At 69.3% G+C, this 18,339-nt stretch carries 17 protein-coding genes; 12 read left to right on the forward strand and 5 right to left on the reverse strand.

Annotation, left to right across the window (positions count from 1 at the left end; genetic code table 11):
- Positions 1 to 34 precede the first annotated feature (34 nt).
- The gene (locus PGB34_RS19720; protein WP_271429813.1) at positions 35 to 1,009 is read left to right on the forward strand and encodes a Bug family tripartite tricarboxylate transporter substrate binding protein; all 975 of its coding nucleotides are present in this window, start codon (positions 35 to 37) and stop codon (positions 1,007 to 1,009) included.
- Between the two features lie 45 nt (positions 1,010 to 1,054).
- On the opposite strand, the gene PGB34_RS19725 is transcribed toward PGB34_RS19720, so the two are convergent.
- Positions 1,055 to 1,465, reverse strand: coding sequence for a Fur family transcriptional regulator (locus PGB34_RS19725; RefSeq protein WP_271429814.1), 411 nt, complete (start codon positions 1,463 to 1,465; stop codon positions 1,055 to 1,057).
- A 346-nt stretch (positions 1,466 to 1,811) separates the two neighbouring features.
- Between PGB34_RS19725 and PGB34_RS19730 the strand changes: the two genes are divergently transcribed.
- On the forward strand, positions 1,812 to 4,103 hold the full coding sequence (locus PGB34_RS19730) for a DUF6351 family protein (protein ID WP_271429815.1): 2,292 nt from the start codon (positions 1,812 to 1,814) through the stop codon (positions 4,101 to 4,103).
- 25 nt (positions 4,104 to 4,128) lie between these two features.
- On the opposite strand, the gene PGB34_RS19735 is transcribed toward PGB34_RS19730, so the two are convergent.
- Positions 4,129 to 5,007 (reverse strand): NUDIX hydrolase, encoded by an 879-nt coding sequence (locus tag PGB34_RS19735; protein ID WP_271429816.1) that lies wholly within the window; start codon positions 5,005 to 5,007, stop codon positions 4,129 to 4,131.
- Between the two features lie 185 nt (positions 5,008 to 5,192).
- On the opposite strand from PGB34_RS19735, the gene PGB34_RS19740 reads away from it, so the two are divergent.
- From PGB34_RS19740 to PGB34_RS19755, 4 genes are all read left to right on the forward strand, one after another.
- Entirely contained in the window at positions 5,193 to 6,074 is an 882-nt protein-coding gene (locus tag PGB34_RS19740) for an alpha/beta hydrolase (protein ID WP_271429817.1), read from the forward strand.
- Between the two features lie 122 nt (positions 6,075 to 6,196).
- Positions 6,197 to 6,937 (forward strand): transporter substrate-binding domain-containing protein, encoded by a 741-nt coding sequence (locus PGB34_RS19745; RefSeq protein WP_271429861.1) that lies wholly within the window; start codon positions 6,197 to 6,199, stop codon positions 6,935 to 6,937.
- 289 nt (positions 6,938 to 7,226) lie between these two features.
- Positions 7,227 to 8,225: an arsenic resistance protein gene (locus PGB34_RS19750; RefSeq protein ID WP_271429818.1), complete on the forward strand. Its 999-nt coding sequence runs from the start codon at positions 7,227 to 7,229 to the stop codon at positions 8,223 to 8,225.
- A 58-nt stretch (positions 8,226 to 8,283) separates the two neighbouring features.
- Positions 8,284 to 9,288 (forward strand): LLM class flavin-dependent oxidoreductase, encoded by a 1,005-nt coding sequence (locus PGB34_RS19755; RefSeq protein WP_271429819.1) that lies wholly within the window; start codon positions 8,284 to 8,286, stop codon positions 9,286 to 9,288.
- 20 nt (positions 9,289 to 9,308) lie between these two features.
- On the opposite strand, the gene PGB34_RS19760 is transcribed toward PGB34_RS19755, so the two are convergent.
- Positions 9,309 to 9,734, reverse strand: coding sequence for a type II secretion system protein N (locus PGB34_RS19760; protein WP_271429820.1), 426 nt, complete (start codon positions 9,732 to 9,734; stop codon positions 9,309 to 9,311).
- Between the two features lie 160 nt (positions 9,735 to 9,894).
- Between PGB34_RS19760 and PGB34_RS19765 the strand changes: the two genes are divergently transcribed.
- The 5 genes from PGB34_RS19765 (at position 9,895) to PGB34_RS19785 (ending at position 14,628) form a co-directional block, all read left to right on the forward strand.
- On the forward strand, positions 9,895 to 11,094 hold the full coding sequence (locus PGB34_RS19765) for an MBL fold metallo-hydrolase (protein ID WP_271429821.1): 1,200 nt from the start codon (positions 9,895 to 9,897) through the stop codon (positions 11,092 to 11,094).
- 9 nt (positions 11,095 to 11,103) lie between these two features.
- Positions 11,104 to 11,490: a hypothetical protein gene (locus PGB34_RS19770; RefSeq protein WP_271429822.1), complete on the forward strand. Its 387-nt coding sequence runs from the start codon at positions 11,104 to 11,106 to the stop codon at positions 11,488 to 11,490.
- 150 nt (positions 11,491 to 11,640) lie between these two features.
- Positions 11,641 to 12,621 carry a Bug family tripartite tricarboxylate transporter substrate binding protein gene (locus tag PGB34_RS19775; protein WP_408647927.1) on the forward strand — a complete coding sequence of 327 codons (981 nt, stop codon included), beginning with the start codon at positions 11,641 to 11,643 and terminating at the stop codon, positions 12,619 to 12,621.
- 34 nt (positions 12,622 to 12,655) lie between these two features.
- Complete coding sequence (locus PGB34_RS19780) at positions 12,656 to 13,108, forward strand: tripartite tricarboxylate transporter TctB family protein (RefSeq protein ID WP_271429823.1); 453 nt, start codon at positions 12,656 to 12,658, stop codon at positions 13,106 to 13,108.
- Entirely contained in the window at positions 13,108 to 14,628 is a 1,521-nt protein-coding gene (locus tag PGB34_RS19785; protein WP_408647928.1) for a tripartite tricarboxylate transporter permease, read from the forward strand. The genes PGB34_RS19780 and PGB34_RS19785 overlap by 1 nt, the downstream gene beginning before the upstream one ends.
- On the opposite strand, the gene PGB34_RS19790 is transcribed toward PGB34_RS19785, so the two are convergent.
- On the reverse strand, positions 14,610 to 16,013 hold the full coding sequence (locus tag PGB34_RS19790; protein ID WP_271429825.1) for a sensor histidine kinase: 1,404 nt from the start codon (positions 16,011 to 16,013) through the stop codon (positions 14,610 to 14,612). The two genes, PGB34_RS19785 and PGB34_RS19790, sit on opposite strands and share 19 nt — an antisense overlap.
- The gene (locus tag PGB34_RS19795) at positions 16,010 to 16,681 is read right to left on the reverse strand and encodes a response regulator (protein WP_271429826.1); all 672 of its coding nucleotides are present in this window, start codon (positions 16,679 to 16,681) and stop codon (positions 16,010 to 16,012) included. Before PGB34_RS19795 ends, PGB34_RS19790 begins: the two co-directional genes overlap by 4 nt.
- A 156-nt stretch (positions 16,682 to 16,837) precedes the next feature.
- On the opposite strand from PGB34_RS19795, the gene PGB34_RS19800 reads away from it, so the two are divergent.
- Complete coding sequence (locus PGB34_RS19800) at positions 16,838 to 18,337, forward strand: hypothetical protein (RefSeq protein WP_271429827.1); 1,500 nt, start codon at positions 16,838 to 16,840, stop codon at positions 18,335 to 18,337.
- Positions 18,338 to 18,339 lie beyond the last annotated feature (2 nt).

Here is an 18,339-nt window from a genome sequence, read left to right on the forward strand (position 1 = left end):
CGGGGCCATGAAACTACCAACAGGAGACATCACCATGAAGTACTGGAAGCATCTCGCCCTTGCTGCGGCGCTGGTGTGGAGCGCCTCGGGCGGGTCCATCGCCGCCGCGCAGGCCTATCCCGCCAAGCCGGTGCGCATCATCGTGCCCTACCAGGCCGGCCAGGGCACCGACGTGGCCACGCGCTACCTCGCCGAACACCTGGCCCGCGCCATGGGGCAGCCGATGGTGATCGAGAACCGCGCCGGCGCGGGCGGCAACATCGGTGCCTCGGAGGCCGCACGCGCCGCGCCCGACGGCTACACGCTCGTGATGGGCACCAACGGCACGCACGTGCTGAACCCGTTCCTCTACGCCAGCATGCCCTTCGATGCCGAGAAGGACTTCGAGCCCGTCGCGCTGGTCAGCACCTTCCCGATGGTGGTGGTGGCGAACACGGCCAGTCCCTACAAGAGCGTGTCGGACCTGCTGGCCGATGCGAAGGCCAGGCCCGACACCGTGAACATGGCCTTGCCCAGCACCACGGCGCGGCTGGTGCTGGAGCTTTTGGGCCAGCAGGGCAAGGTGGCCATGCGCGGCGTGCCGTACAAGGGCTCCAGCACCTCGATGACCGATTTGATCGGCGGCCAGGTCATGGTGGGCATCGACACCGCCAGCGCCGCGCGGCCCTTCATCGCCAACGGACGGCTCAAGGCACTGGGCGTCACCTCGCTGGGCAAATCGGCGCTGCTGCCCGAGGTGCAGCCCGTGGCCACCTTGCCGGGCATGGAGGGCTTCCAGGTGGTGGCGTGGAACGGGCTGTACGCGCCGCACGGCACGCCTGCGGCCGTGGTGCGCAGGCTCAACGCCGAAGTGGCGAAGGTGCTGGCCCTGCCCGAGGTGCGGCAACGTCTTCTGGAGCTGGGCCACGAGGCCGCGGGCGGCCCGCCGGACGAACTGGCCGCCTTCGCGCGGGCCGAGCGCCACAAATGGGGCAGCCTCATCAAGACCGTTGGCCTGAAGGCGGAGTGAGCGCCGCGGCCCCTGCAAGGCGGCGCTGACCCGGCGCCTGCCCCGTCAGGCTCTGGCGGCCTTGCGCGCGCAGTCCGCGCAGCGGCCGTACAGCGTCAGCTCGTGTCCGTCCACCAGGAAGCCAGGCGGTGCCCAGCGCGCGAAGTCTTCGTGGCAGCCATGCACGTCGAACACGCGCTGGCAGCCGCGGCACTGGAAGTGATGATGGTGCCCATGGTGCGCCGACTCGAAGCGCGGCGCTTCGCCGGGCAGCTCCACGGCGCGGATCTCGCCGGCTTCCTGCAGCAGCTTGAGGTTGCGGTAGACCGTGGCAATGCCCATCTCGGCCACCTGGCGCTGAGCCAGCTCGAGGATCTCCTGCGGCAGCAGCGGCCGCTTGGCCGCATCGATGGCATGGCGGATGGCCGCGCGCTGGCGCGTGCCGCGCTGGAAGGTGCTGGGCGGGTCGATGGACATGCGCAGGACTATAGAAGAAGCGCCGCCGCCAGCGCGCCGCAGCGGCATGCGGCCTGATTCGAAAAGCCGATGAGTTGATCCAATCTTTCGATTTCACGGATCAAGGGCCGCCCCCTAAATTCGCTCCCCGGAGACAACACGACAAGGCCGCGGACGCACAAGAACAGGTCCGCAGGCCCGATGGAACGCACAAGCCGGCCCCGCGCGCCGGCTGGGGTTCCCCTGCGTCCACGAAACGCATCGCGCTGTCTCTGCCAGAAGTCGGCGCCAGCCGCGGCGGCGATTGCCGCCCCAAGGCAAAGGCTGCCGACTCCCCTTCAAGAGCGAGAGAGAGCGAGGAGCAAGGATGAGACGCAAGATTCGAATGCAGCAGGCCGCGCTGGTGGCGTGCATCGCCGCCCTGACCGCCTGCGGCGGCGGCAATGACGGGCCGCGGTTTCCGATATGGGGTGCCAACCCCGGCACACCGCCGCCCACCGGGCCGGGCAATCCCGAGCCCGGCGCCGCACCCACGCTCAGCGTGGTGTCCAACCGCGCCGACCTGGTCTCCGGCGGCAACGCGCTGGTGGAAGTGCGCACGGCCGACGGCGTCTACGAGCAGGTCAAGGTGATGCGCGACGGCCAAGACGTGAGCGCCGCCTTCGCGCTGCGCGAGAACGGCCGCTACATGGGGCTGGTCGAAGGCCTGGCCGTGGGTGCCAACACCCTCACCGCCACCGTGGGCGGCGGCCGCGCGGCCAGCCTGCAGGTCACCAACCATCCGCTGGGCGGCCCGGTGTTCTCGGGGCCGCAGGTCGACTTCTGGGAATGCACCACCAAGGTTGCCTCGCCCACGGCCAGCAACCCGGATCTGGGCGATGCGCTGGACGCGCAATGCAACATCGCCGCGCCCGTGGTGCGCTACCAGTACCGCACGCTGGCCGGTGCCTTTGCGAACTACGACCCGGCCAGCCCGCCCGACAGTGCGCTGATCGCGCGCACCACCACCGACGCCGGCCACAGCGTGCCCTACATCGTGCGCATCGAACGCGGCGTGATCAACCGCGGCAAGTACGACATCGCCATGCTGGCCAGCCCCACCGACGTGACGGCCCGCTGGCAGCCCTGGCAGAGCGTGGACAACTGGAACCGCAAGCTCTACTGGAAGTTTGGCTCGGGCTGCGAGTTCGGCCGCACCCAGACCAACCCCGGCAGCGTGATGGACCACGTGGCGCTGAGCCGCGGCTTCATGGTGGCCAGCTCCGAGATGACCAACTACGGCTCGCACTGCAACGACGTGACCTCGGCCGAGACGGTGATGATGCTCAAGGAGCACATCACCGAGCAGTACGGCCCGATCCGCTACACCATCGGCGAGGGCAACTCCGGCGGCGCGCACCAGCAGCACCTGCATGCCACCAACTACCCGGGCCTGCTGCAGGGCATCCTGCCTTCCAACGGCTGGCAGGACACCTGGACCACCGGGCGCGAGTTCGCCGACTGCGGCCTGCTCAAGCGCTTCTACGACGGCGGCTCCGCGGGCCTGAGCTACACGGTGATGAACCGCGCCAACATCGCGGGCCACCGCTGGAACCAGGTCTGCGAAGGCCCGGCCAACGTCAACATGGCCAGCCGCACGGCCTTCTACATCGACCCGACGGTCGGCGGCCAGGGCTGCGGCACGCATCCCAACCGCTGGTCGCTGGCCAACCTGGGCGGCATCCGCTGCACGCTGCAGGACTTCAACATCGCCATCTTCGGTGCGCGCGGCGCCAGCGGCTATGCCCGCACGCCGCTGGACAACGTGGGCGTGCAGTACGGCCTGGTCGCGCTGAACAAGGGCGAGATCGACGCCGAGCAGTTCGTGGCACTGAACGAGCAGATCGGCGGCTACGACATCAACGGCCAGTGGCAGCCCTCGCGCATGCGGGCCGACGAGGGTGCGGCGCGCATCGCGCATGCCTCCGGCCGGGTGGCGCACGGCAAGGGCCTGGGCGAGGTGGCCATCATTGCCGGCGTGAACTGGCAGATCCAGGAGGAGCACTACGACTTCCGCAACTACGTGATCCGCAACCGCATCCTGGAACACCATGGCGACCACGACAACCAGGTGCTGTGGCGCTACAAGGGCAACCCGCCCGACTTCGCCGAGCGCCGCTTTGCCACCATGAATGACTGGCTGGCCGCGGTGGAGCAGGACCAAAGCAGCACCCGCACGTCGCGCGAGAAGATCATCGCCAACAAGCCCGCGCTGGCCACCGACAGCTGCTGGAGCGCCAGCGCCGGCTGGAGCACCGATGCCGCGCTGTGCAACACCTCGGCCAACCCGCACACGCAGTCCACCATCACGGGATCGGGCGCCAGCGCGCTGTACGAGCCTGCCGAAGGCGAATGGCCGGTGTGGCGCGACACGCGCGTGGCCGCGGGCGAAGACCTCACCAGCGACACCATGCAGTGCCAGCTCAAGCCGCTGGTGGCCAGCGACTACCCGATCAGCTTCACCACCACGCAGTGGTCGCGGCTGAATGCGGTTTTTGCCGATGGCGTGTGCGACCACAGCAAGCCGGGCCAGGGGCAGAGCGGGCCGCCCGAGCAGTGGCTCAGCTACATGGATGGCCCTGGCGGCAAGCCGCTGGGCGCTGCGCCGCAGTCGCGCTGAAGCGCCAGGCCGTGCCCGCGGTCTTTCAGGCCAGGAAGTCCGCCAGGCCGCCGGCCGGCTCCATGCGCGCGCCGCGCTGCACCAGGCGCAGCGGGCCGGGCATCACCGGCCCGGGCTCGGGGTGGCGCGGATCGCCCGGGTAGGCGATGGCGCGCGCGCCTTCGTGCTCGAAGACCTCGGGCCGCACGCAATGCGGCGCGCGGGCCGCTGCGGCGGCCAGCAGGTCGGCCGTGCCGGCATGGCGCGCCAGGTGGGCCAGGCTCATCAGCTGCGGCGGCACCAGCAGCATCTCGCCCTCCCAGTAGCGCTGCAGCGCCTCGCGCGGCGTGAACCAGCGGCCATCGCTGGACTCGCGCGCGTCGGGCTCGGGCTGCTGGCCCTCGGGCAGGGCGGCGATGAAGAAGCGGGTGTCGAAACGGCGCGTGTTGATGAAAAGGCTCTGCACCGGCGTGACCCAGCGCGACCAGGGGCGCAGGGTGGCGGTGTTCAGCCGCAGGTCGTGCTGGCGCAGCAGGGCGCCGAAATCGGCGTCGCGCGGCGCGTCCAGCGGCAGTTGCGATGCCGGGCCATGCGCAAAGAGCACGCCGCATTCCTCGAACACCTCGCGCGCGGCCGCCACATGCAGTGCGGCAGCGGCGGCACGGTCGATCTCGCTTTCGGCCAGCCGCTGCTGCAGCGCCTGGGCCGGCAGATCGATGTGCGCCTGCAGGGCAGGGGCGGCGTCGGCCGCGTCCACCTTGCCGCCCGGAAAGACCCAGGCCCCGCCGAGCACGCTGGCCTGTTCATGCCGGCGCAGCAGATACACCTCCAGGCCGGCGGCGCCATCGCGCACCATGAGCACCGAGGCGGCCGCCTGTGGCAGGGCGGGCGCGGGGGAAGGCGACGCGGGATGAGGCTCGGGCAAGGACGGTCTCCGGTTGTTGTTGTGAGGGGCCTCGGCATTCTGCGCCCCGGGCTTGGCGGCGGCGGTGTCGCCAGGGCGGCATCCCCGGGTTGATCCGGGGCTGCCGGGCCGCCGCCAGCAGGCGCGGCGGTGTCGCGATAGGCTTGGATCTTCCACGCACCGCCTGCAGCGCACCGCCTCCGCCCATGACGCCCTTCGCCTTTCCCCACGGCTTCGACAGCCAGGCCGCCATCGATGCCGCCTACAACCCTTCGCTCATCGTGGTCGACCCGGTGGCCGAGCGCGCGCACTTCGAGGCGCGCAGCGACGAGGCGCGGCGTGTGCTGAGCTGCCAGCTCAACGTGCCCTTCGGCCCCACGCTCGACGAAACGCTGGACATCTTCCCGGCCGCGCAGCCCGGTGCGCCGGTCTTCGTGTTCATCCATGGCGGCTACTGGCGCGCCGGCACGGCGGCCGACTACAGCAGCGTGGCGCTGGGGCTGCAGCCGCTGGGCATCACCACCGTGGTCGTCAACTACGCGCTGTGCCCCAAGGTGCGGCTGGACGAGATCGTGCGCCAGGTGCGTGCCGCGCTGGCCTGGGTGCTGCGCAACATAGCCGCGCACGGCGGCGATGCGGCGCGCGTGGCCATCGGCGGCCATTCGGCGGGCGGCCACCTGGGTGCGATGGCGCTGCTGACCGACTGGGCCGGCGACTATGGCCTGGACGCAGACCCTTTTGTGGGTGCGCTGCTGGTCAGCGGGCTGTACGACCTGGCGCCGCTGCGCTACAGCTACCTGCAGCCCATGATCCAGCTCGATGAAGCACTGGTGCGCGAACTGTCGCCGCTGCACCAGGTGCGGCCCTGCGCCACGCCCGTGGTGCTGACCTGGGGCAAGCTCGAGCAGGATGCCTTTGCCCACCAGTCGCAGCGCTTTCAGGCCGCGTGGGCGCAGGCCGGCAACCGCGCCGAGCTGGTGCCGCAGGCCGACGCCAATCACTTCTCGGCCATCCACGGCTTCGAACAGCCGGGCAGCCCGCTGGCACGCGCCGTGCAACGCCTCCTGGGCCGCGCAAGGCCCGATTGAAATCGGAGGCTGGCGTATGCTGCGCGCGGCCTTTTTTCGTCTTCATCCATGGCCGCCCCACGAGGAGATCTCCCATGCGCCTGACCCGCCGCCGCCTTGCCGCCGCCACCACCACCGTGCTGATGGGCCTGGCCGTCTTCACGCTGCCTGCGCAGGCCGGCCCGCGGCTGGACAAGGTCATGGACAGCAAGACCCTGCGCGTGGGCACGCCCGGCGACTACCGGCCCTTCGCCATCAAGGCCGAGGGCGGCTACAGCGGCCACGACATCGACCTCATCGAGGCCATGGCCAAAGAGCTGGGCGTGAAGGTGGAATACGTCGCCACCAGCTGGCCCAGGCTCATGGCGGACCTGCAGGCCGACAAGTTCGACATTGCGGTGGGCGGCATCACGCGCAACGTGGCGCGGCTGCGCCAGGTGGAGATGCTTCCGGGCTACGCGCCCTTCGGCAAGGTGGCGCTGGTGCAGGCCGCGGCCAAGGCGCGCTTTTCCACCCCGCAGAGCCTGAACCAGGCCGACGTGCGCGTGATCAAGAACCCCGGCGGCACCAACGAGGCCTATGTGCTGCAGAACCTCACGGCCGCGCAGGTCAGCACGCACGACAAAAACGCCGAGATCCCGGGCCTGATCGCCGAAGGCAAGGGCGACGTGATGATCACCGAGACCTACGAGGCCCTGCACTACGCGCGCACCGACCCGCGCCTGCACGCGGCCTTCATCGACGCTCCGCTGACGCCCGTGAACACGCTGGGCTTCATGATGCCCGTGGACGACGCCGACTATGTGCGCGTGATGCGCTTCACCTGGGAGCTGATCGACAGCCGCGGCGCCGTCAAGGCCGCGGCGCAAAAGTGGCTGAAGTGAGCCGGGGCTCCGGCGCGGCTGGCGCGCTCAAGGCGTCCCGGCCTACAACGCCGACATCGCCGCTGCGCGAGAAACACCTTGCGGCCGGCCCCGACCTTCGGAGTTTCGGACGCCGCCACCGATTGGCTCGGTCTCAGTGCATTGCAAAGGGGAAGCCCGCTGCGAAGCCAGCAGACCGATGCCACGGCGGCAGCGCCCCCGGATTGACGGGTCGTCGCCAAGGGCACCTGCGGGTGCCCTTTGTTTTGCTGCACCTGCGGGTGCCCTTCGTTTTGTGCGGGCGCGCGCGATGAGCGGTGCAGCACGCATCGCCGGCTGGCGTGAATGGCTGGAGCACCAGCAGGTCGCGCTGTACCTGGCGGCGCTGGCGGGCGGCGCGCTCGTGGGCTGGCTCGGCCCCGGCGCGGTGCCGGCCGCACTGATCGACCCGGCCATTGCGCTCATGCTCTATGCCACCTTCCTGCAGGTGCCCATGCGCGCCCTGTGGCGTGGCTGGGGACAGGGGCGCTTCCTGCTGGCGCTGGGCGTCGCCAACTTCGTGCTGCTGCCGCTGCTGGTGTGGGCGCTGGCGCAGGCACTGCCCGCGACGCACCCGCAGGCCGAGCTGATGCGCCTGGGCCTGATGTTGGTGCTGCTGGCGCCGTGCATCGACTACGTGGTGACCTTCGCCCACCTGGGCCGGGCCGATGCGCGGCTGCTGCTGGCGGCTACGCCGCTCCTGCTGATCGCGCAGATGCTGCTGCTGCCGCCGTACCTGCACCTGATGCTGGGCGAAGCGGCGGCCCGTCGCGTGCAGGCCGGGCCCTTCGTGCAGGCCTTCGTCTGGCTGATCGCCGTGCCGCTGTTGCTGGCCGCGCTCACGCAGGCGGCCGCGGCGCGCCAGGCGTGGGCACGGCGCGTGTCCGAGGGCATGGGCCTGCTGCCCGTGCCGGCCACGGCGGGCGTGCTGTTCGTGGTGGTGGCGGCGCTGCTCGCGCAACTCGGCCCCGCGCGCGAGGCCGTCTGGCGCGTGGCGCCGCTGTATCTGCTCTTTGCCATGCTGGCGCCGCTGGCCGGCTGGGCCGTGGCGCGCGCGCTGCGCCTGCCGGCGCCCGCGGGGCGCGCCGTGGCTTTCAGCGCCGGCACGCGCAATGCGCTGGTGGTGCTGCCGCTGGCCCTGGCGGTGCCCGGCGGTGGCGCGCTGCTGCCGGCCGTGGTGCTGACGCAGACCTTCGTGGAGCTGCTGGCCGAGCTGGCTTATGTGCGCGTGATCGCGCGCTGGGGCGCAAAGCGGGCCGCGCTGAGCTAGCCGAAGTCGCAAGACCCTGCTGGAGCAGGCTGCGGCGCTTCGCGCCATCATTGCGCCCATGACCGACGTCGCCCTCTCCATCCTCGACCTCTCCCCGATCCGCGAAGGCGGCGATGCCAGCGAGTCCTTTCGCAACTCGCTGGCGCTGGCGCAGCACGGCGAGGCGCTGGGCTTTTCGCGCTACTGGCTGGCCGAGCACCACGGCATGCCCGGCATCGCCAGCGCGGCCACGTCCACGCTGCTGGCCTTCATCGGCGCGGGCACCCAGCGCATCCGCATCGGCGCAGGCGGCATCATGCTGCCCAACCATTCGCCGCTGGTCATCGCCGAGCAGTTCGGCACGCTGGCGGCGCTGTACCCGGGCCGCATCGACCTGGGCCTGGGCCGCGCGCCGGGCTCGGACCAGCGCACGGCGCGCGCGCTGCGCCGTGACCTGATGAGCGACGCAGACCGCTTCCCGCAGGACGTGGTCGAGCTGATGGACTTCATGAGCCCCGAGCCGCGCCAGAGCGTGCTGGCCGTGCCGGGCCAGGGCAGCCAGGTGCCGGTGTGGATCCTGGGCAGCAGCACCTTCGGCGCGCAGCTGGCCGCGCATCTGGGCCTGCCCTTTGCGTTTGCCTCGCACTTCGCGCCGCAGATGCTGATGCCCGCGCTGCAGATCTACCGCGACAACTTCCAGCCCTCGGCGCAGCTCGCCAAGCCCCATGCGATGGCCGGCTTCAACATCTTCGCGGCCGACGACGAGGCCCAGGCCCACTGGCATGCCAGCTCGTGGCAGCAGTCCTTCGTGCGCCTGCGCACCGGCATGCCGGGCCGGCTGCCGCCGCCCGTGGAAGGCTACCGCCAGCGCATCGGCGCGGCCGAGAACGCGCTGCTCGATTCGGTGCTGTCCTGCTCGGCCATCGGCACGCAGGAGCAGGTGGGCCAGCGCCTGCGCGAGTTCGTGGCGCAGACCGGCGTGGACGAGCTGATCATCGCCAGCGGCATCTATGACCATGCGGCGCGGCTGCATTCCTACTCGCTCGCGGCCGAAGCGGCCAAGGGGCTGCGCAAGCCGGTTTGAGGGCGGGCTCTGACATCGCGCTAGTCGTTGGCCGGCAGATTGAACTCGTCCTCGGCCGCCTGAATCATCTTCGGATTGGGCAGCGCATCGACCCTCACGGAGGGCAGCCGCGGGGCCGGGCCGTCCGTCGAAAGCGCATGCGCCTGCCTCATCAGCAGCCGCGTGAGGCTGCCGCCTCTGGCGCTCAGGATGACTTCGTCGGGATCGATGCGGTGCACCCGCCAGTGGGACGCGAACTCCGCGCCAACGCGGTACGGCGCGCCGGGATTGCCATCCGACGCAAGGATGGCAATGCTCGAAGAGGGCGTGTGCCGGATCAGCGTGCCTTCCAGGCGCACATTCAATGCGGCCAGTCGCGCCGCATCCGTGTCTTGCGCGAGGGCGTGCCGCAGCCACGACAGCGGCGCCGCTGCCGCGATCGCGCCGGCGAAATGTCGACGATTCATGCGATGACTTCTTTTCCACAGTGTCAGTTTTGCGACCGGGTGCCTCCTAGATAGGGCATGTCCCGACAGCCATTGAAAGCCGACTGAAAGGTGGGCGCGCAGATGCTTCGGGCCTCGGCGATGCCGCGTTGGCACCGCTTCACTCCCAGGAGACATACCGATGAAAAAAAAGCTGTGGGCCTTGTCGAGCGTGTGCGCGGCCGTGGTGATGCTTCAGGCATGCGGAGGCAGCGGCGGGTCCAATCCGTTCGCCGGCCTTCCCGCGCCCGCCCCGGCGCCCGCGCCTGCCCCCGCCCCCGCGCCTGAGCCGGAGCCCCCCAAGCCCGACCCGCTGGCCAAGGCTCCCGCCGACGTGAAGATGACCTGGTTCGGCATCACCAACTGGCACTATCAGATTGGCGACAAGGGCGTGATGCTCGATGGCGAGGTGGTCAACGGCGGGCGCAGCGCGAATGCCGCTGCGGTGACGAAGGCGCTGGACACCCTGATTTCAGGCGTGGAAGGAAATTCAGTCGATGTGGTCCTGCTGGGCCATGTGCATCCGGACCACTCCATCCAGCTTCCGGAATGGGCCAAGCAGACCGGCAAGAAGGTGTATGCACCGCCGGCCGCATGCACCACGCTCGTGGGAACGCATGGCATTCCCGCTGACCAGTGCGTGGGCCTCAAGGGCGGCGAGGTCATTGCGCTGGATGAGTTCACGAACATCCATGCCGTGCGCTGGGTCCATAGCGTGAGCTGCGATGAGTTCAGCAATGGCACGGGCGGGCCGGAGACCTTCGGCTTCCTCTTCGTCACCAGGATCAAGTCCGGCCAGACGCTCAGCTGGTTCGTCTCCGACAGCGGCGCCGGAGGGCCGGACCTGACTACACCCCGCAAGGTGACCACCACCGTGGACGGGCAGCAGGTCACCACGACCTATGGGTCGCCCATCGAGAACCTGAAGGCCGCACTCAAGGCGCAGGGGCTGAGCGGTTTCGAGGTCTGGCAGGGCGGCCCGGAATCCCGCATGGTCTACCAGGCGCGCACCGTGATTCCCGAGTTCGACGTCAAGCTCTTCATGCCGCACCACCTGAACTCCCGTTCGGCCGGCGGCCAGCCCTTCGACCTCACGTATGGGATGCACTATGCCTACAGCGAGGACGACCAGCCCAAGCTCAAGCAGTTCCTTGCCGCCGTCGAGGTGCCCCAGATGTACCCCACCAATTACTGGGACGCCTGGCGCTATGGCGCCGACGGCGTGAAGGCCATCCCGAATCCAAAGATGAAGGCCGCCTACGGCCTGCCAGAAAGCGGCCCGGGCCCCGGCAAGCTGTTCCCGAACCCGCGCGCCGGCGATCTGGAATGCGTCTATGACTGACGGTTTGCGATGCGCATCCAGCTGATCGCCCTTCTGGTGTCCCTGCCGCTGGCGGTCCTGGCGCACGGCGACTGGCCGCCCCGGCATGGCGGCACCATGAATGTCGGTGGTGAGACCTCTTTCGAGATGGTGCGCCACAGGAATGGCATGACCTTCCACATGTCCGACCACGGGGAGGACCTGCCCACGGCCGGGAGCAAGGCGGTGCTGACGGTCGGCCAGGCCGGCGAGCAGCGCCGCTACGAAGGGCAGGCTCGCGGCAGCAATGAACTCCACTTCCCGGGGGCCAGAGTCGCGCGCGGCGAGGCAGCGGTGGTCAAGGCAACGCTGGGCAACGGCGCCATCGTCGTCGGGCGATTTCCCGCGCAGCAGGCGGCGGCTTCTGCCAGGCCCTGAGCGGCCGACCCTGCGCAAACCACAAGCCATTGGGGCCATCGGCCCCATTCTTTTCGAGCCGCACGCACCACGGGTTTCCCCTTGCTTGCGGTGAAAGCTGAGCGAAAGCACGCCCGCGATAAGGTGCTCACTCAATTTCCTGGAGACACGATGACCATCCTCAAATTCAGCATGGCCGCAGCCCTGCTTGCAGCAACGGCCCTGGCTGCGGCCGGCCCGCTCGACAAGACCGAATGCATCGCGCCGGCCAAGCCGGGCGGCGGCTTCGACCTGACCTGCAAGCTGGTGCAAAGCGGCCTGCTGGAAGGCAAGTACATCGCCGATCCGATGCGCGTGACCTACATGCCCGGCGGCATCGGCGCGGTGGCCTACAACACCGTGATCGCGCAGCGCCCCGATGCCGCCAACACGCTGGTGGCCTTCTCCGGCGGCTCGCTGCTGAACCTGGCGCAGGGCAAGTTCGGCCGCTACAACGAGAACGATGTGAAGTGGCTCTCGGCCATCGGCACCGACTACGGCGCCGTGGTGGTGGCCGAGAACTCGCCCTACAAGACGCTGCAGGACGTGATGGCCGCCATGAAGACGGACCCCACCAAGGTGGTGCTCGGCGCAGGCGGCACCATCGGCAGCCAGGACTGGATGAAGGCGGCACTGCTGGCGCGCGCGGCCGGCGTGAACCCGCGCACCATGCGCTTCGTCGCCTTCGAAGGCGGCGGCGAGGCCATGACCGCGCTGCAGGGTGGCCACATCCACGTCTTCACCGGCGATGCCGCCGAAACCCTGCAGCAGCAAAAGGCGGGCGCGAAGGTGCGCGTGCTGGCCGTGATGGCCGACAAGCGCCTGCCCGGCGACATGGCCAAGGTGCCCACCGCCAAAGAGGCCGGTGCCGATATCCAGTGGCCCATCGTGCGCGGCTTCTACCTGGGCCCCAAGGTCAGCGAGGCGGACTACAAGGTCTGGGCCGACACCTTCGCCAGGATGATGGCCACGCCCGCCTATGAAAAGCTGCGCGACGAACGCGGGCTGTTCCCGCTCGCGCTGACGGGCCCGGAACTGGACGCCTACGTGAAGCAGCAGGTGGCCGGCTACCGCAAGCTGGTGGAAGAGTTCGGCCTGAAGGTGGCCAACTGAGTGGCGCACTGCAGAACATCAGGGAGTACGCATCTTGTTGAGTGACCGCATCCTGGGGGCCGTGTGCCTGCTGCTGGCCGTGTCGATGGCGTGGGCCGCGCAGTCCTACGTGGCTGAAATTTCCTACGAGCCCGTGGGCCCGCGCGCCTTCCCCATGCTGCTGGCGGCCCTGCTGGCCGCGGGCGGGCTGTGGCTGGTGTTCAAGCCTGCCGCCGAAGGGCAGGCCCGCTACGCGCAGGTGCCGCTGAAGCTGGTGGCCCTGACGCTGGGCACCGTCTTCGTCTATGCCTTTGCCTTTGAAACGCTGGGCTTCCCGCTGGCCACGGCGCTGATGGCCGTGCCCGTGGGCATGGCCTTCGGCGGCAGGCCGCTCAAGTGCCTGGCTGCCGGCGTGGTGCTGGGCGTGGGCTGCTTCTTCATGTTCGACCGGCTGCTGGACGTGGTGCTGCCCGCCGGTCTGCTGGCGCCGCTGCTGGGAGCGCTGTGATGGACATCCTTTCCCATCTGATCAGCGGCTTCGGCGTGGCCTTCACGCCCGTGAACCTGATCACCGCCGCGCTGGGTTGCCTGATCGGCACCGTGGTGGGCCTGCTGCCGGGGCTGGGGCCCATCAACGGCGTGGCCATCCTGATGCCGCTGGCCTTTGCCATGAAGCTGCCGGCCGAGACGTCGCTGATCCTGCTGGCCGCCGTGTACATCGGCTGCGAATACGGCGGGCGCATCTCGTCGATCCTGCTGAACATCCCGGGCGACGCCGGGGCGATCATGACCGCCCTCGACGGCTACCCCATGGCGCGCAAGGGCCAGGGCGGGGTGGCGCTGTCGATCTCGGCCTGGAGTTCCTTCATCGGCTCGCTGGTGGCCACCCTGGGCATCGTGATGCTGGCGCCGCTGCTGGCGGGCTGGGCCATCTCCTTCGGGCCGGCGGAGTACTTCGCGCTGATGTGCTTCGCCTTCGCCTGCATTGCCGGCCTGCTGGGCGATTCGCCGGTCAAGGCCGGCATCGCCGCGGTGCTGGGCCTGGCGCTGTCCTGCGTGGGGCTGGATTCGAACTCGGGCCTGTACCGCTTCACGGGTGACGACGTGCATCTGTCGGACGGCGTGCAGTTCGTGGTGGTGGTGATCGGCGTGTTCTCGATCAGCGAACTGCTGCTGATGCTCGAGAGCCATCACAGCGCAACGGGCATCGTCACCCACACCGGCCGCAAGATGTTCAACTGGGCCGAGACCAAGCTGACCTGGTGGGGCACGCTGCGCTCCAGCGTGGTGGGCTTCGTGGTGGGCGTGCTGCCCGGCGCGGGCGCCACCGTGGCCAGTGCCATGACCTACACCATGGAAAAGCGCCTCACCGACAAGGAAGGCACCTTCGGCAAGGGCGACATCCGCGGCGTGGCCGCGCCCGAGGCGGCCAACAACTCCGCGGCCACGGGCTCTTTCGTGCCCATGCTCACGCTGGGCGTGCCGGGCTCGGGCACCACGGCCGTGATGATGGGCGCGCTGGCGCTCTACAACATCACGCCCGGCCCCGCGCTGTTCACCATGCAGCCCGACCTGGTCTGGGGCTTCATCGCCTCGCTGTTCCTGGCCAACGTCATGCTGCTGCTCATGAACATCCCGATGGTGGGGCTGTTCACCAAGCTGCTGTCGGTGCCCAACTGGCTGCTGGTGCCCTCCATCCTGGCCGTGAGTGCGGTGGGCGTGTATGCCGTGCATGCCACCACCTTCGACCTGGTGCTGATGGCGGTGCTGGGCGTGGTGGGCTACCTGCTGCGCAAGCAGGACGTGCCCATGGCGCCGCTGATCCTGGGCTTCGTGCTGGGCCCGCTGATGGAGCAGAACCTGCGCCGCGCGCTGTCGATCACGCAGGGCGACACGGCCATCCTGGTCGAAAGCCCGATCTCCGTGGGCCTGTGGATCTGCGCGGCGCTGATGCTGGTGGTGCCGCCGCTGCTGCGCTGGCGCAGGCTGCGCGGCGAAGGCGCACCTGCTCAGCTCAACGCCGGCTGATCCGGCGCGGCGGGCAGCTCGATGCTCGCGCGCAGGCCGCCTTCCACGGCGTCCCGCGCCAGCACCAGGCGGCCCTGGTGGCGGCTGGCGATGGACTGGACGATGGCCAGGCCCAGCCCCGAACCCTGCCCCTGGGCGTTGCTGGCGCGAAAGAAGCGCTGCGGCGCCAGGGGCAGTTCTTCTGGAGGAATGCCCGGGCCGGTGTCTGAGACATGCAGGCAGGCCCATTGCGCCGAGCCTTCCACGCGCACGGTCACGCGCCCGCCGGGCGGCGTGTGGCGGATCGCGTTGTCGATCAGGTTCGACAGCGCCTCTTCCAGGAGTGCTGCATGCACGCGGGCAAGGACCGGGGCCGGACCGGCTTCGAAGCCCAGGTCCAGCCGCTGGCCGCGCGCGGCGGGCCACAGGCGCCGCGTGAGCGCTGCGGCCAGCGCGTTCAGATCGGTCACGCGCGTGCGCATCTCCGAGGTGTCGGCCCGGGCCAGCGCCAGCAACTGGTTGGCCTGGCGGATGGTGTGGCGCAACTGCCCGCGCATCGCATCCAGCGTCTGGCGCAACCGGCCCGTGTCCTGCTCGCGCAGCGCGTAGCTCACCTGCGTGAGCAGCGTGGCCAGCGGCGTGCGCAATTGATGCGAGGCGTCGTCCAGGAAGCTGCGCTGCGCACTCAGCAGTGCCTTGTAGCGCAGCAGGTGGTCGTTCATCGCGTCCACCAGCGGCCGCACGTCCACCGGCACGCGTCGCGTGTCGAAGGGCGAGAGGTCGTCGCTCCTGCGCGCCGTCACCTCGTCCTTGAGCTGGCGCAGCGGCCGCAGCGACCAACTGACGGCCACGGCCACCATGCCCGCGGCCAGCACGGCCAGCAGCACGTCGCGGGCCACGGCGTTGACGATGAACTGCTGGCTGAACTCCTCGCGCGAGGTCAGCGATTCGGCCACCTGGATCACCAGGTTGCCCTGCACCGGCCCCGTGAGCGGCCGCACGTAGGTGCCCACGCGCGTGAGCTGGCCGAAGTAGTCCAGCGTCTGGAAATGCGGCGTGCGCAGCGGCACGGTGCCCTCGGGCATCGGGATGTCGGGGCTGCCGATCTCCACCAGGCCGTCCTCGGTGGCGATGCGGTAGTGCACCGTGCCGCTGGCCGTGAGCTCGAAGAACTCGAACAGCATGTAGGGCAGCTCCACGCCGATGCCGCCGCTGTCGGTGGAGACGTTGGCGTCGATGGCGCGGATCGCGCCGTACAGCGAGCGGTCGAAGGCCGCGTTCACGGCATCGCGCGCGGTGAACCAGGTCATGTAGACCTGCAGCACGCCGCCGATGAACACGCCCGCGAGCAGGGCGGCGATCAGCGTGCGGCGCAGGCTCGTGCGATGCAGGGCGTCCAGGGTCATGGGGCGCTCTGCTCCAGCACGTAGCCCAGGCCGCGCAGCGTGGTCACCTGCACGTCGCTGCCGGCCAGGCGCTTGCGCAGCCGGTGCACGATGACCTCCACCACTTCGGGGCTGGCATCGCTTTCGTCGGTGAACACCTTGTCCAGGATCTCGGGCTTGCTCATGGGCTCGCCCGGCGACTGGATCAGGGTGCGCAGCACCGCGTGTTCACGGCCCGTGAGCGTGAGCGGCTCGGCGCCGAGCATGAAGCGCTTGGCCGTGGCGTCATAGTGCAGGGAGCCGCACGAGAAGCGGGCGCTTTCGCGCCCTCTGGAGCGGCGCACCAGCGCCAGCAGCCGCGCTTCCAGCTCCTCCACCTCGAAAGGCTTGGCCAGGAAATCGTCGGCGCCGCCGCGCAGCGTGGCCACGCGCTCGGCCAGCGTGTCCCGCGCCGTGAGCACCAGGATCGGCAGGCCGTTGTCGGATTCGCGGATGTCGCTGAGCACGTCGTGGCCGTCCAGGCCAGGCAGGCCCAGGTCGAGGATCAGCGCGTCATAGCTGGCGCAGCGCATCGCGCGCCGCACCAGCCGCCCGTCGGCCACCCAGTCCACGCTGCAGCCGCTTTGCGCCAGCGCCTTCACCAGCCAATCGGCCAGCGCGGCCTCGTCTTCTGCCAGCAGCAATCGCATCCTCTGTCTCCACGCCAACATCCCGGTCGCCATTGTCCGGTCGCCGCGCCGTGGTTCACAAATCAATTCGGCTGTCGAGCCCTCGATGGGGCATCCCCCTGGCCCACGGATCGCGGTACGCTGGCGGTCGGGAATCAAGTGGACGGAGGTGCCCCGATGAGAGTCCTGACCCGCCTGGAATGCAGCCGCTCCTGGATGGCTCGCTGGTTTCCATGCACGATCGTGGCTGAGCCTCCGATCCCGACGCGCTCGTCGGCACAGCGATCAGTTCACAACGTGCTTGTCGCCGCGTTGTTCGGGTGCGCGGCCACTGGGCATGCCGCCAACTGCACGGTTGAAATCCCGGAGTATCTCGGACAGCGGTCTGGCGAATGCTTTGTCGATAGCGCAAGCCAAGTGGTTGTGATCTACGACGCCGAGTACTGGGGCAACCGCGGTCGAAAGCTACTGGTGCCGCTGGCAGCGAATGGCCGCAAGACAGATGCGTTCATCGAGATCTCGCCCTCCGACGTGCGATCCAACAACGTGGCGCACCAGATGAGCTATGGCATCACGATCAAGACGCGTAAAGGCGTCTACAGGTTTGAAGGAAGGACGAGAACCCAGACGTACCAAGCTCATACGCCACCAGAGCAATGGGTGAGGCAGCGGCCCAATGAGGCCATGAATCTCGAGCACAAGTTCACCACCGCTGAAATGCTGGCGGAGATCCAGACCTTGAAATCCACCGGGCCGGCATTGCCGCTTGATGTGATTGAAAAAGTGGTCTCTCAGAATCAGGATCTTTCTGACCGGCTCCCGACACTCGCTGGCATCTCGCAGGAGGGACAGCAGGTGCTGCAATCGCGGTCGCAAGCATCAGCGGGCCTCTCGCCGCGATTCCCGCAGCCTGACGCACAAGCGCAGACGCGAGCCTCGACTGTCGGCGCGGGCCGTGGCGAAAGCAGTGCCAAGGCTGCGAACCCGGCGACAAGCACCAGCAACTCCGGCCTCCGCCCCATCTGGCCCTCAGACATGGAGGCCGGCAACATCTACTTCGTCGTTCAGCAGGGCAACGAACAGGATGCCCCCTTGATGGTGTCAGCCCTCAGCGGGCAAGAGGCGGTGGCCCGCGTGCAGGCCGCCTGGGCCAAGGACCCCTACCTGCGTCCGACGACCTTCCACCTCGTGCCAGGGCGCGAATGCATCGGCCCTTCCTGGGGCGCCGTGGTCAGCAACGCCGGCAGGGTTCGCTGGGGCGCGGCCTGCGCCACCACCCCGGCGGCGGCCATCGAAGGGGCTTTTACCGCCTGCCGGCAAAAGAACCCCCCAGGCCAGCTCTGTGAAGTGGAGGCGTCCATCGTGCTGGTGCTCAGTGGCAGCACTTCCTGGGGGCCAGGCCTCAGCGGTGGTGGCGGACATGGCCTGCGGGGCGGCTTTGGTGCCTACAGCGCGCAGACCTGGATGGAGCAGTACACGCAGAGTCCCGTGAAAAGCATGCAGCAGGCGCTCTCGGGCTTCGACAAGGCCTGTAACGATGGGCGGCCCTGCTACAAGACCCCGGCGAACATGGCCTGCATTCATCAGACCGAGCATGCGCAGACGCTCGACAGGTGCCTGGACCGCAAGCTCACGCCTGTCGGGCTGAGCGGCTCCATTCGCACCCGGCTGCGCTGAAG

The organism is Xenophilus arseniciresistens (assembly GCF_028023875.1).
GTDB classification, from domain to species: domain Bacteria; phylum Pseudomonadota; class Gammaproteobacteria; order Burkholderiales; family Burkholderiaceae_C; genus Xenophilus; species Xenophilus arseniciresistens.

Coding starts and splice junctions, on each gene's coding strand:
- PGB34_RS19720 (WP_271429813.1), top strand. CDS start 35: ATGAAGTACTGGAAGCATCTCGCCCTTGCTGCGGCGCTGGTGTGGAGC.
- PGB34_RS19725 (WP_271429814.1), bottom strand. CDS start 1,465: ATGTCCATCGACCCGCCCAGCACCTTCCAGCGCGGCACGCGCCAGCGC.
- PGB34_RS19730 (WP_271429815.1), top strand. CDS start 1,812: ATGAGACGCAAGATTCGAATGCAGCAGGCCGCGCTGGTGGCGTGCATC.
- PGB34_RS19740 (WP_271429817.1), top strand. CDS start 5,193: ATGACGCCCTTCGCCTTTCCCCACGGCTTCGACAGCCAGGCCGCCATC.
- PGB34_RS19745 (WP_271429861.1), top strand. CDS start 6,197: ATGGGCCTGGCCGTCTTCACGCTGCCTGCGCAGGCCGGCCCGCGGCTG.
- PGB34_RS19750 (WP_271429818.1), top strand. CDS start 7,227: ATGAGCGGTGCAGCACGCATCGCCGGCTGGCGTGAATGGCTGGAGCAC.
- PGB34_RS19755 (WP_271429819.1), top strand. CDS start 8,284: ATGACCGACGTCGCCCTCTCCATCCTCGACCTCTCCCCGATCCGCGAA.
- PGB34_RS19760 (WP_271429820.1), bottom strand. CDS start 9,734: ATGAATCGTCGACATTTCGCCGGCGCGATCGCGGCAGCGGCGCCGCTG.
- PGB34_RS19765 (WP_271429821.1), top strand. CDS start 9,895: ATGAAAAAAAAGCTGTGGGCCTTGTCGAGCGTGTGCGCGGCCGTGGTG.
- PGB34_RS19770 (WP_271429822.1), top strand. CDS start 11,104: ATGCGCATCCAGCTGATCGCCCTTCTGGTGTCCCTGCCGCTGGCGGTC.
- PGB34_RS19775 (WP_408647927.1), top strand. CDS start 11,641: ATGACCATCCTCAAATTCAGCATGGCCGCAGCCCTGCTTGCAGCAACG.
- PGB34_RS19785 (WP_408647928.1), top strand. CDS start 13,108: ATGGACATCCTTTCCCATCTGATCAGCGGCTTCGGCGTGGCCTTCACG.
- PGB34_RS19790 (WP_271429825.1), bottom strand. CDS start 16,013: ATGACCCTGGACGCCCTGCATCGCACGAGCCTGCGCCGCACGCTGATC.
- PGB34_RS19795 (WP_271429826.1), bottom strand. CDS start 16,681: ATGCGATTGCTGCTGGCAGAAGACGAGGCCGCGCTGGCCGATTGGCTG.
- PGB34_RS19800 (WP_271429827.1), top strand. CDS start 16,838: ATGAGAGTCCTGACCCGCCTGGAATGCAGCCGCTCCTGGATGGCTCGC.